Below are 13083 nucleotides of genomic sequence, written 5' to 3'. Positions count from 1 at the left end.
ATTTAAAGGATCGCAGGCGGATAAAATATGCAGAGGTGGGCTTGCCTTAGCACTTTTCGCCGGACGGTTTGAAATTTCAGGCGGATTTGGGCGTGGCGTATAAAATTACGCTAAAATTTAACGAAAAATTGGTGCGATCTGCCCATTAAAATCAGGAAAGGATAATGATGATTTTAGCTTCAAACTACGATGAGATCGACTTTGATGCGCTTTATAAGGCGCAAAAAGCAAAAAGCTCATTCGGCAAAAAGCTGGCCGAGCATTGGGACAAAAAGGCGCCGAGCTTCAGCGAAGGCGTGATGAAAAGCGCCTATGCGCGAGACTTTCTATCGCGCGTAGATTTTTCGGGCGCTTCGACGCTACTTGATTTTGCATGCGGCGTAGGCGCGCTAAGCGTGCTGGCAGCGGAAAAGGTGGATCAAATTTACGGCTATGATTTTTCGCCCAAAATGCTGGAGTTTGCCCGCAAAAACGCTCGAATTTATGGCGCGAAAAACGTTAAATTTGCGCAAAAAGCTTTCGAAGACGACTGGTCGGACGTGCCTGCGTGTGATCTCGTTTTTGCTTCACGCTGCCTCGAGGTGGATGATCTAAAGCCTGTATTGCTAAAACTGCTCTCAAAAACTAAAAAGGCGCTTTACATCACGTTTAAGGTGGGCGGCAGCTTCGTGGATGATGAAATTTTGGATGCAATAGAGCGCGAAGTGGAGCAAAAGCCCGACTTCGTCTATCTTTTAAACATCTTGTTTCAAATGGGCTATTTGCCAAGCCTAAGCTACATAAAGGCCAAGTGTCATGCGGGCCCAGAAACAAGCGCACAGGAGCTCATACAAAAGACGCGCTGGATGCTCGGCGGTGAGCTAAGCGACACGGAGGAAGCGCGGCTGGCGGAGTATTTTAACAGCGGCAAATACGAGCCAGAACGCGATTTTATGCACTGGGCGTTCGTGCGAGTGGATAAAACGTATGGGCTTTAGCTTGGTTGCCTTATTTTATGAATAAAGCAGGATAAATTTTGAAGCTAAATTTAGCTAGAAAAGAAGCGTAAATTTAGCCTGCCAAAAATTTTATCGATAAAATTGCAAGAGCCGGTAAGTATTCATTTTTAAAAATTTAATGCAAAATCGGGATCGCTTGTCTGCCAAAAAAGAAGCAAGCCAAAAAGCCCGCTTCATTAAATTTAAAACGCTACGGAGTAAAAAAGCAAAATTTGAGTTAAAATAACCGAGAAAGGCGGTAAAAATGCAAACGCAAAAAGACAAAATCCCCGCGGACATCAGCCAAATTCCGCAAGAAATTTTAAAAAGCTACGATAGATTTCGCTTTTGTAGATATCTGTTTTTAGGGGCACTTTTGACTTTCCTGATTTATATCGTCGTGTTTCTTACGTTTGTACATAATGTGCCCATAATGTCGTTTTTATGCACGCTCGCGCTATCTGCGATAAATATACTCGTCTGCATAAACAGGCTGAAGTATAAAAAATACGCCCTGCTTTTATTTAGCGATGCAGATAAGGCCTTTATGCTTATATGGATACATGTGGCTGCGATATTTTAAGTCCTTTATGCTTTAATCGGATTTTATTTACAGATAAAATATCACATAGACTGGGATACACGTCAGATTATACCCGCTATTTTTATCGCTATTCCGGTGGCGATAATAACATATAACGCAAATCCGGAATTTGACGCCGATGAGACCGTGTATCTACCGGCGCCAAAATCGCAAGCAAAAATCAGAGGAGTGGTCGATGATAAAATTTCCGGCGAGCAAAATTTTAACAAAACAAACGGCAAGGCGCAAGGCGCCCAAGATGAAGCCGCTAAATTTGAGCAAAAATTTAAACGAATTTTTAAATAACTTTATCGCGCAAATATACTTCATCAGCTCCTTGTCGAAGTATCCTTTTGCTATGGAATGACAGCTTAAATTTAGAATTTAAATCAATCCAAAGCAGCACTTTGCGTCTTTAAATTTGCAAGCCCACCATTTAAATATATCTTATTTATCTGCGTTCATTAAAACGCTTTAATTAGCTGAGTGTAGAAGTAAGAATAAAGAAGCGTGGATATTTTAGGCATAGCAAATGCGTTTAAATTTGATCTTAAACGCTCAAGGCTACTGCGTTAGCTTGCATTTCAGCGCCTCTTGCAAAAGCGCATTGGCTACTACTCTCTCCTTTTTTACGAAAATAAAATTTTCGCCGTATTCGCTCTGCAACTCACTTTGCGGATCAGCGCCCGTATGCATCACTATGATATTTGCTTTTAGATTAGAGCCGTTTAGCATCTTAGCGACGATGTCTAGCTTTTGCTGATTTGCGATCGTTAGGATGATGACCGACGCTTCGCGCGCATGCAGCTCGTCGATTGCGGTTTTTTGCATTATATTTACAAAGTATATATTCTCGCCGCGCGATTTGCCCAGATCCACGAGCTCTAAATCACTCTCGGCGACTACGTATAGCAGCCCCTGATCTTTAAGGCGCAGCACCACTTCCTGCCCTATCCTGCCGTAGCCTGCTACAATGATATGATTTTTCATCGGCGGGATTTGAGTTTTATGCTCCTCATCCTCGAGCTTTTCAACCTTAGACTCGAAACGGTTGGCGATTTTGTTTAAATTTTTAAGAATAAACGGCGTTAAAATCATCGTCGCAGTTACGACTGTAATTAAAATTTGCCCGTTTTCCTTACTTAGCATATCGCGGCTCATCAGTAGCGAAAAGATCGCAAGCGCAAACTCACCTATCTGGCATAGCGACAGCGCCGCTTTTAGCGCTATCCTTTTGCCGGTCGAGAGAAATAAGATCGCGTATATCACTCCCGTTTTAAGCGCCGTTATCACGATGATAGCGAGCAAGATTAACCCATAGTGCGAGACGATGACTTCGAAATTTATCTGCATGCCGATAGTGATGAAAAAAAGTCCGAGCAGTATGTCCCGAAACGGCGTCAGATCGGCCTCTATCTCGTGTTTATACTCGGTTTCTGCGATGAGCATGCCCGCGATGAATGCGCCCAGCGTGTATGAAAAGCCGAAAACGTGCGCCAAAAAGCTAGCTCCCACGACGGTAAAAAGGATGGTCGCGATGAAAATTTCTTTAGAATTCGTCTTTACGACGTAGTGGAGGAAGCGGTTGAAGGCGAATTTGCCGAGCACAAAAAGGATCACCACCACTATGGCGGCGCTTACAGCGGTTTTTAAGATTAGATAGTTCACGGGGGTGCTGTCGGTCGAGCCGAAGATGTCGATCATCAGCAAGATCGGAATGACGGCGAGGTCCTGAAAGAGCAGGATGCCAAGCACCTTGCGCCCGTAGTTTTGGTTGATTTCGCCTGTTTCGTTGAGCGTTTTTAGCACGATCGCCGTAGAGCTAAGCGCGAGCGCAAGCCCGATAATCATCACGGTTTTTATGTTTCCGCCGAAAGCTTGATCGATGATGAGCGCTAGAATAATACCGGTGCCAAGCACTTGGAGTATGCCATTAAAAAATACGTCCTTTTTCATACTCATCAAGTGATGGAAGCTAAACTCAAGCCCGATGGTAAACATCAAAAAGACGATGCCAAATTCCGCCAGCTCAGACATATGGGCGTTTTCAACGCTACTTAGGCTATAGATCTGCGAAAAGCACACGCCCGCGACGATATAGCCGATGATGGTGGGAATTTCAAAAATTTTAAAGACGATATTTAGCACTATCGCAAGCGCCGTGATCGCAAGAAATAGCTCTATAACAAGCTCCATTAACTCCCTTTTTTTGTAAGATTATGCGTAAAATTTAGCGCTAAATTTATTGTTAAGTTTTACATTATGCGACCATCTACCGGAGGCGATAATCGATGAAATTTTATCTTTTCATATAAATTTACGGGTAAATTTTATAATGTGATTTTACTAAAATCCCGCTTAAAGATAGAGAAATTATGTCGTACTTTACCACTAAATTTAGAGGCTCGCGGCAAAATTTTAAAATCTAACGCGGCTTGGAATTTTAAATTTTAAAGCTAAATTATATCAAGGCGGTTTTTAAATTTAATTGCAAGAAAATTCGCCCGAGTTTGCTTAGTGCAACTTTAAATTTGACGCGCTCACAAATCCGCATTGAAAGTCAAAATTTATCGCTTGAATCTACGCTTAAGAGCCGATCTTGCTTTTTGATAGTATTAAAATTTCAGCTTATAGCGCCAGGATCTGTTTTTTGCTGAGCTTTAAAATCTTTATCTTGCAGATCCTAGTCTGTCTCTCCGCCGAGTTCTAAAATTCTAGCCCGCAGCTCCTCGATCTCGCGCTCATACTCAGCGATCCTTTCTTGCAAGTGAAAGATCACGTCCACGCCCGCAAGATTGACGCCAAGCTCCTTTGTAAGATTTAAAATCATGCGTATGCGGTCCATATCGTGCGCCGAATATAGTCGCATATTGCCCTCGGTGCGACCCGGGCTCACGAGCCCTTCGCGCTCGTATTGCCGTATTGTTTGAGGATGAATATCCAAGACCTTCGAGACTATCGATATGAGATAAACCGGCTCATCGTAATCATGCATTTTGATGCCTCCTTATAGCTTTTGCAGCGCGGCTTTGACGTCCTCATCCAGCGAATCAACGTCAGGCAGGACGACATTTACCACCGCGTATAGATCGCCTAAAATTTTACTCTTGCGGTTTTGCACGCCGTAGCCTTTTAAGCGGTATTTCTGCCCGTTTTTGGTATTTTTTGCGATCTTTATCGTTGCGCTTTTACTTGGCGTCGAAATTTCTACTTTTCCGCCGAACAACGCCGTTTTCAAAGGAATATCTATCTTTTTGAAAAGATCGTCGCCTTCGCGGCTGTACTCGGCGCTTGGCGCGATTTTTATCTCTAAAATTAGATCGCCGCTTTGAGCGCCTGATTTTTGTCCTTTACCCCTGATGCGTAGCTTTTCGCCTGCATTGATGCCCGCGGGTACTTTAAATTTAACCGTCTCGCCGCCCACGCGCACGCTCATCTCGCCGCCTTGTATCGCGGTTTCAAAAGGAATTTCAATCGAGCTGTGCGTATCTAGGCTCTGTGTGCCGCCAAAGCCGCCACCGAAACTACTGCCGCTAAAGCCACTAAAACCTTCGCCGCCACCGAAAGAGCTGAAACTAAATCCACCGCGCGAGCCTGCGCTTTTTGCGCCGAAGGAGCCGCCGAAAATGCTGTTTAGGATGTCGTTTAGATCGCCCATGTTCGCCGAGCCCTGCGCGAAATCGTGAAAATTCTGCCCACCGAACATCTCGTCGCCGTGGCGGTCGTACTGCGCGCGCTTTTTCTCGTCGCTTAAAATTTCATACGCAGCGTTGATCTCTTTAAATTTATCCTCAGCTCCTGGTTCTTTATTGATATCGGGGTGATACTTGCGAGCTAGCCTGCGGTAAGCTTTTTTAATCTCTTCGGCGCTTGCTGATTTATCCACGCCTAAGGTTTCGTATAAACTGCTTGTACTTGCCATTTTAATCCTTAAAATTTTAAATTTTATGTAGATTATATCATAAAACTTTAGTGAGTGTCAATCAAGTTTGCTAAATTCTATTTATAAATTTTAATTTTGCGTTAAGAATATATTAGCGGACAAAATTTATAATTCCGCCAAAATTTCATTATCACAAAGGAAGCAAAAATGAAAAAATCGATCATCATATCGATAGCTTTAGCAGGTGCGCTTTTTGGCGCCAGTATCGACATCAAAGAAGCTCCAAGCAATTATGAACGCGTAAATCCGGGCTTTAATCAAGACGTGGTGCTTTCGTATCATAGCTCACTTGCGGACGTAAAAAAATCCGTCGTCAATATCGCAACTAAAACCAAGATTAAAGCAGGCAATAGCCCGATGTCACAGATGTTTGACGATCCGTTTTTTAAGCAATTTTTCGACTTTGATATTCCGCAGCAGCAGGAGCGCGAGGGAAGCTCGCTAGGCTCTGGTGTCATCATCTCCGAAGACGGCTATATTGTCACAAATAATCACGTAATAGAAAATGCCGACGAAATCGTAGTTACGCTATTAGAAGGCGATAAGGAATATAAAGCCAAGGTGATCGGCACCGACCCTAAAACCGACCTTGCAATTATTAAAATCGACGAAAAAAATCTCTCTGCGGTTAAATTTGCCGACTCGTCCAAGGCTATGGAGGGCGATATCGTCTTTGCTATCGGAAATCCTTTCGGCGTGGGCGGCACCATCACTCAAGGCATAATCTCAGCGCTAAATAAAAACAATATCGGGCTAAATCAATACGAAAATTTTATCCAAACCGACGCTTCGATCAACCCGGGCAACTCAGGCGGTGCACTAGTGGATAGCCGCGGCGCACTTTTGGGAATAAATTCCGCTATTTTAAGTCGCGGTGGCGGAAATAACGGCGTAGGCTTTGCGATCCCTTCAAATATGGTAAAAGAGATCGCTGAAAAGCTCATCACAAACGGCAAGATCGAGCGTGGCTTTATAGGCGTTACGATCTCAGATATGTCTAAAGATCAAAAAGAGCTCTATGAAAGTAAAGAGGGCGCGCTAATCTCCAGCGTAGAAAAGGATATGCCTGCCGATAAAGCAGGCATCAAGCGCGGCGATTTGATTACCAAAATAAATGGCAAGTCTATCAAAAACGCCAACGAGCTAAAAAATTTAATCGGCTCAATGGCTCCAGGAAGCTCAGTGGATGTAGAATTTGAGCGCGACGGCAAAAGTAAGAGTACGACTATCAAGCTAGACGCGATGAAATCCGACTCCACCACCTTAGGCTCAGCCGGCGAGGACTCAAAAAGCGCGATAGAGGGGCTAAAGCTAAGGACGTTGAATGATAGCTTACGCCGCAAATATAACCTCGACGACGATGTCTCGGGTGCCCTCGTCTTAAGTGTCAAAGATGGCTCAAAAGCCGATGATTACGGCTTTGAGGTAGGCGACGTGATCATCCAAGTCGGTCAAAACGATGTCAAAAGCTCAGACGATTTCGATCGGTATATCAAAGATTACAAGGGCAAAAAGACCCTAGTCTGGGTCATCAGACGCGGGATTCCGCAAGGTCTTGTAATCCGCTAATCCAGATTCGTCAGGCTTTAGCTGCGAGAAACGCGCAAGCGTTAAAATTTAACCGCGGCAAGCCCAGCTCAAAGCATTAGCGGAGCTTGCGAATAAGCTAGCAGAAGTTTTTGGGATTTTGTGCTTTCTGGAAAGCGGAATTTCGAGCTTTCAAGCGCAAAAGATACATAAACTATAAAAAGGGCTTCCGGCAGGCATTAAAAGCTGCCGGAAGCCCTTTGTTATTTTAAACAGCTCCGAAAGCCCTTTGCCATTTCAAATACCGTTGAAAGCCCAAATTTCGCTTGAAATTCTTAGAATTTTAATTTTTTGCTTTTGTTTTCACTTATAATTTTTAAAATTTAACTCTCCGCGCCGCTACTTTATCGTTTTTATCGCCTCGCCTGGAACTTGCTTTAAAATTTTAATCTCTTTGTTAACAACATACCGCAGAAGTATGTGCTTCTAACCTAGAATTACTTCAAATTTTAATTCCTCTTGTATATTACTTCGCTTTAAATTCCACAAATTCAAATTTTAGAAAATTTGTGCCCTACCCCATTTCTTGATATCAGAAACTACTGCCTCTTAATTCTAATACTTTTCTCGCAGCGACGCTTCTTGGGAATTCCGCTGGCTAAATTTTAAGGTCGGAATTTTAAAATTCCATCATTTTGTAATCGTAATTTTTCGTTTAAGCTTCGATAACAAAAATAAGCTGAAATTTTACTTTATTATCGAAAACGTTACATCGCGATACCCATTTTTTCGCGTTAAGCTACCTTTCGTTAGAAATTTTATTAAATTTATTGTAAATAGGTATTTTTATAGTATAATGGATAGTTTTTATTTTTTACGAAGGATTACAACTATGAAAGAGATCAAAATCCCGATTATCTCAGGTCTGAGCATCGCTGCTACGCTAGCACTGATGCCGGTGCAAGCTTTAGCCGACAATGCAAAAGCGACAGTAACCGGCGGCGGTAGTGATGGTGTTTTGCATACTCCAGGCGGCGGGTATTACTCGGGTGGTTATGAAGGTGCCGGTAACGGAGGCGGCTCCAAAAATCATATAGTAACTATCACCGGAAATGCTTCAGGTACTGATATGTCTGGCTACAGTATATACGGCGGCGGTATGGGTCATCCTAGCATTACGCCTACGACATCGGCCGATGGAAATCAGATCACCGTTCAAAACCGCGCTACCGTTACTACCGTAATAGGCGGTGAAGGTATAGGCGCAACAGGCAATACCGTAAACATAATAAATGCAACCGTTAATAGAGTCGTTCTCGGCGGCAACGGCACTTGGGCAGGAAAGAGACCTCAATCGGGAAATGCCGTCGGCAACACAGTAAATATCGAAGGTAATAGCCATATAATCGGCGATAATAACACCGTGGGGAGCTTCGAAGCTATAGTGTCGGGAGGTCGTGCTAGATATGGTCACTCCGCAGAAAATAATACGGTAAATATAAAAAGCGCAGCACAAATAGATAAATACAGGATAGAGGGGGCCACCATACACGAAGGTGGCTCTGCAAAAGGTAATAGCGTAAATATTACGGGTGCTATCGTCTTAAACAGCGGTCAAGAAATAGACGGCGCGGTATCTGTATCTCCAAATTTCGTTAGTACATTAGAGGAGAATTATGTCGTCATAAACAGCGCCGGCGCTAAGCTTCAAAATATAACAGGCGCCAATGCTACTAGAGAGGGCATTACCATTGGAAGCAAAGCTACGGCTAGCAAAAACTACGTAAAGCTACAAAACGGAGAGGTTCAATCTACTACGGGCTCATATATGGCAGCCGTTTCTAACGACAATTACTCTGAAATCAGCGGCGGAAAGGTTATAGGTGACGTTCACGGAGGCTTCGGCGGAGGTTCTGGTACCAATCACACCGCTACTAGCACGAATGATTACGTCAAAATAAGCGGCGGCGAGATAGGCGGTAGCGCTTACGGCTTCCGCAACGTAAATGGAGATATAGCCGAAGGTCATGTCTTGATGAGCGGCGGTAAGGTAGGTGGTAGCGTCCACGGCGGACTCAGCGAAAGCGGTAAAATTTCAAAAAGCTACGTTACCTTAGACGGCGGCGAAGTAGGTCACGACGTCATCGGCGGAAGTAGCGTTAGTAGCGACGTAGAAGAAAACAAAGTAGAGATCAAGCAAGGCGCGAAAGTAAGTCATGACATCATCGGCGGAAGAAGCGATAAAGGTACTGCTTTTAAAAACACAGTAATAGCGGATTTAACGGGCACAAGCGTCTATCAAGTAATCGGCGGAACAAATCATATCGGTAGCGGTAGTGGGCAAGCGAATAATAACCGCGTGCAACTAACGGGCGACGGGGTAAGCAGTGCGGTAAATGGACCTGCCCTAGGTGGACGCGGCGAGACAGGCGTCAGCAACAATGAATTCTCCGCAACGGGAATTATCTTTAATGATAACGTTTCGGGTGGAACTACGTCAAGTGGCGACGCTACGGGAAACGTTTTAACCTTGTCAAATTCTAAAGTAGAGGGTGGTAAACAAGTCAAAGGCGGTAACGCAGCGGCCTCCGCATCGGGTAACCGTGTAAATTTATGGAGTCATACCACCGTAACGGGAGATGTTTTCGGCGCGGAGGCTGTGGGGGCAAATAGTGATAATAATACGGTACATTTATCAGATAGCACCGTCACCGGCACGATTTACGGCTTATACGGCACCGGTAGCGGCAACGGCAACACCTTGATAAATGCTTCAAACGCTAGCAATCCAAATCATGCGGGTAATATCGCTAGATTTAATGTTTTAAATTTCCAAAACATATCAAATATGAATTCCGATGCAAGCAAGGCCGCACTTCAAATCACGGGTGGAGCTCAAACCGATATAAATAACGCTAAATTTCAATTAGATGGCACTGATTATAATGTAGATACTTATGCAATAGGCGACGGCGAGAAGCGCTATCTGATCCATAATGAAAGCGGATTTATCGGTTTTGACGAAACGCAAACGACTAAGCGCACTGATAACGTATTTACGATCAAAAATGCCACTACCTACTCGATGAATTTAAAAGGTCTGATGAAAAATGATGACGGAAAATCCATCGTCATTCAAGGTAAAAAGAAAACCGACCGCACTATCGATGGAGCGTTCGATAACGGCGAGGTTGGTAAATACTCCGGTCCTGCGGGCAATCCTACTATCAACGTAGGCGAGAATCCAAATGCACCGGAGAATTTCGGCGGGCTAGATATCGATATGACCGGCACTAATAATGCTAAGATAAATTTAGTAAGTGGCAATAATATAGGCACGATAAAAGCTGATGGCAACGACGAGATAAATGTCGGTAAAGACGGTGCCAATCCGCTAGTGCCGGGCAATATAACTGCAAAAAATATCGAAAAATCAGGCCCCGGCAAACTAAAGATAAATTTCAATTTGCCTAACAACTATAATGGAGGTAATCCTGCGATCAAACTTACCGACAACGGGCTTACGGATTTAACTGGTACTGACGTCAATGTAAATAATGCCAAAGACGGCACCACATACACACTCGTTAAAAAGACTAACGGCGGCACTATAAATTTCAACGATAGAAGTGTCCAAAAAGACCAGACCTATACTATCACAGACAAAGATCACTATCAATATGATGGCGAGACTTTTAGAAGAGAAAACGGCAATCAAGAGCTTGTTTATAAAAAAGGCGTTGTTCCGGATAATTGGAGCGACAATGACTTCGATAGCAACGAGCTAACTAAGAATCAAGCTAGCAATGCAGCTCAAGCAGGCGCTCATAAACTATTCGGCAATAAAAATAATACCGTAATCGTAAAAGAGGGCGCAAGCAATCTGGGCAATAAAAACATAAGCTCAGGTAGAGCTGACGTCAAAGATACTGATACGCCTAATACTATCCACAATAACTACACTACGATCAAAGGCGGAACGGAATTTGGCGATATATATGCAGGCTATGGTGATAGTGGAACCCAAGATGTTTACAACAACCATCTAAGCTTTGAAGAAACTTCAAAAGGTGCGGTAGTAAACGGAAATATCGGTGCGGGCTATAACGCTAATGGAAACGTTCACGACAATACGGTAACCACTGATGATACCACCATTAACGGCAATGTCTACGGCGCACAGACAGCTAACGGCAATGCAGTTAAAAACATTGTAAATCTACAAGGCAGTAGAGTAGGTGGCGATGTATACGGCTCAAAAGCTAGCGGCTCTGCGACAAACAGCACAGTAAATCTAAGTGGTACGCAAGTCACTGGCAACGTCTACGCAGCAGATGCTGCTAGCGGCAGCGGTAATACCGTAAATTTCTATGGTGGTAAAGTCGGTAAGACTATCTACGGTCTATCCAGTGCAAGCGGCACAAATAACACCTTAAACGTCTACAATGCTTCCACCCAAAAAACCGCAGGCGATATTAAGAATTTCAATGCTCTTAACTTCGACGGAATTTCGGATGCTAACGGCAATGCTGCAACCGCTGCTTTAAATTTAACTACTAATGCCGATACGGACATTAATAACGCTAAGTTTAAACTTGGCGGCGAAGAGTACGACGTAAATAAAGATACCTACGGCTCGCTTAATATCGAAGAGGGTAAAGAGTATCACCTTATCCGCAATGCGGGCAATACCTTTACGAATTTTACCGAAAAGGCTAAGCAAACGGATAATGAATTTACTATTACCGGTAAGAGTAGCTATGAGATTAACCTTAAAGGCTTAATCCAAAGTGCCGATAATCAATCTATCCTAGTTCAAGGCAAAAAGCTTACAGGTAGAAATATTTCTAACGACGGTAAATTTGATAACGAAGAAATTGCTAAATATACTCCGGAGCTAAGCAATGGTGCTAATATTAACGTAGGAAAAACTCCGGGAGCTAATAAAGATTTTGAAGGACTTGACATAGATACTTCAAATACCCCTAACGGCGTTAAATCTAAAGTTACTTTGGTAGATGGTAAAAATATCGGCACTATCAAAGGAGATGCTGACGATACCGTAAACGTAGGTAAAACTGACGGCTCTTTAGTACCGGGCACTATCGAAGCTAAAAATATCGTGGGCGTTGGCAAGTTAAATTTCAATATGCCTAATGGTTACAACGGCGATCCGGCTCTTAAACTAACTGGCAATACCCCTACAAATCTAATCGGTACCGACGTTAAGATAAATAATGCTCAAAAAGATAAGGACTATACCCTAATTAAAGGCAACGCTGATATAAATTTCCAAGATAAAACCACTCAAAAAGAGCAAGTCTATAACATTATAGACAACGCTCACTATCAATATGACGGCGAGACCTTTAGAAAGCAAAATAACAATAAAGAGCTTATCTATAGAGAAGGCACCATTACCGATGCTTGGAACGACAACGACTTTGATAGCAACGAGCTAACTAAGAATAAAGCTGATAACGCGCATCAAGGCGGAACACCTCTATTTGATAATAAAGGCAACACCGTAAATATCGTATCTACTGCAGGCGATCTAAGCACTAAATCCGTTTACGGCGGTGCGACACTAAGCGGCAGTACGGATGACGTATTTAACAATACCGTAAACATTAACGGTGCTGATACTAAAGAGATTTTTGCCGGTGCTTCTAAAGGTAGCGGTAGGGTTTACGACAACGTAGTAAATTTCAATGCAGGAAGCGTAGTAAATGCTATTAATGGCTCTGACGATGCATCTAACGCAAGAGGCAATAATAGTGGCAACACCCTAAACGTAAATAACGCTCACACTCAAAAAACCGCAGGCGATATTAAGAATTTCAATGCTCTTAACTTCGACGGGGTTACCGCAGCTACTAACGGAGCTATCGATAAGGCTGCTTTAAATTTAACTACTAATGCCGACACTGATATCAATAACGCTAAATTTAAACTAAACGGCGAAGAGTATGACGTAGATAAAGATACCTATGGCTCACTTAATATCGAAGAGGGTAAAGAGTATCACCTTATCCGCAATGCGGGCAATACCT

General features: G+C 43.3%; 8 protein-coding genes. 5 read left to right on the top strand and 3 right to left on the bottom strand.

Annotation, left to right across the window (positions count from 1 at the left end; translation table 11 throughout):
• Positions 1-167: 167 nt before the first annotated feature.
• From Q0274_RS00715 to Q0274_RS00705, 3 genes are all read left to right on the top strand, one after another.
• Complete coding sequence (locus tag Q0274_RS00715; RefSeq protein WP_298026681.1) at positions 168-977, top strand: class I SAM-dependent methyltransferase; 810 nt, start codon at positions 168-170, stop codon at positions 975-977.
• Positions 978-1242: 265 nt separating this feature from the next.
• The gene (locus Q0274_RS00710; protein ID WP_298026679.1) at positions 1243-1560 is read left to right on the top strand and encodes a hypothetical protein; all 318 of its coding nucleotides are present in this window, start codon (positions 1243-1245) and stop codon (positions 1558-1560) included.
• Between the two features lie 96 nt (positions 1561-1656).
• Entirely contained in the window at positions 1657-1866 is a 210-nt protein-coding gene (locus tag Q0274_RS00705; protein WP_298026676.1) for a hypothetical protein, read from the top strand.
• Positions 1867-2124: 258 nt separating this feature from the next.
• On the opposite strand, the gene Q0274_RS00700 is transcribed toward Q0274_RS00705, so the two are convergent.
• The 3 genes from Q0274_RS00700 to Q0274_RS00690 all read right to left on the bottom strand — a co-directional run bounded on the left by Q0274_RS00700 (position 2125) and on the right by Q0274_RS00690 (position 5482).
• Positions 2125-3756, bottom strand: a complete 1632-nt coding sequence (locus tag Q0274_RS00700) for a cation:proton antiporter (protein WP_298026674.1) — start codon at positions 3754-3756, stop codon at positions 2125-2127.
• A gap of 487 nt (positions 3757-4243) precedes the next feature.
• Positions 4244-4555 carry a helix-turn-helix transcriptional regulator gene (locus Q0274_RS00695; RefSeq protein ID WP_297903112.1) on the bottom strand — a complete coding sequence of 104 codons (312 nt, stop codon included), beginning with the start codon at positions 4553-4555 and terminating at the stop codon, positions 4244-4246.
• Positions 4556-4567: 12 nt separating this feature from the next.
• Positions 4568-5482 carry a DnaJ C-terminal domain-containing protein gene (locus Q0274_RS00690; RefSeq protein WP_298026671.1) on the bottom strand — a complete coding sequence of 305 codons (915 nt, stop codon included), beginning with the start codon at positions 5480-5482 and terminating at the stop codon, positions 4568-4570.
• A gap of 168 nt (positions 5483-5650) precedes the next feature.
• On the opposite strand from Q0274_RS00690, the gene Q0274_RS00685 reads away from it, so the two are divergent.
• Positions 5651-7072: a Do family serine endopeptidase gene (locus Q0274_RS00685; protein ID WP_291937493.1), complete on the top strand. Its 1422-nt coding sequence runs from the start codon at positions 5651-5653 to the stop codon at positions 7070-7072.
• Between the two features lie 850 nt (positions 7073-7922).
• On the top strand, positions 7923-13083 hold a 5161-nt coding region (locus Q0274_RS00680), incomplete at its 3' end, for a hypothetical protein (RefSeq protein WP_298026668.1).

Origin of the sequence: uncultured Campylobacter sp. (assembly GCF_937973075.1) — a bacterium.
Lineage (GTDB): Bacteria > Campylobacterota > Campylobacteria > Campylobacterales > Campylobacteraceae > Campylobacter_B.
The sequence above is the reverse complement of the archived record's forward strand: the minus strand, read 5'-3'. Positions and strand labels throughout refer to the sequence as shown.

Bases quoted from the DNA above. Each gene is read 5' to 3' on its own strand.
- Q0274_RS00700 (WP_298026674.1), bottom strand. From the start codon at position 3,756: ATGGAGCTTGTTATAGAGCTATTTCTTGCGATCACGGCGCTTGCGATA.
- Q0274_RS00695 (WP_297903112.1), bottom strand. From the start codon at position 4,555: ATGCATGATTACGATGAGCCGGTTTATCTCATATCGATAGTCTCGAAG.
- Q0274_RS00685 (WP_291937493.1), top strand. From the start codon at position 5,651: ATGAAAAAATCGATCATCATATCGATAGCTTTAGCAGGTGCGCTTTTT.
- Q0274_RS00715 (WP_298026681.1), top strand. From the start codon at position 168: ATGATTTTAGCTTCAAACTACGATGAGATCGACTTTGATGCGCTTTAT.
- Q0274_RS00690 (WP_298026671.1), bottom strand. From the start codon at position 5,482: ATGGCAAGTACAAGCAGTTTATACGAAACCTTAGGCGTGGATAAATCA.
- Q0274_RS00710 (WP_298026679.1), top strand. From the start codon at position 1,243: ATGCAAACGCAAAAAGACAAAATCCCCGCGGACATCAGCCAAATTCCG.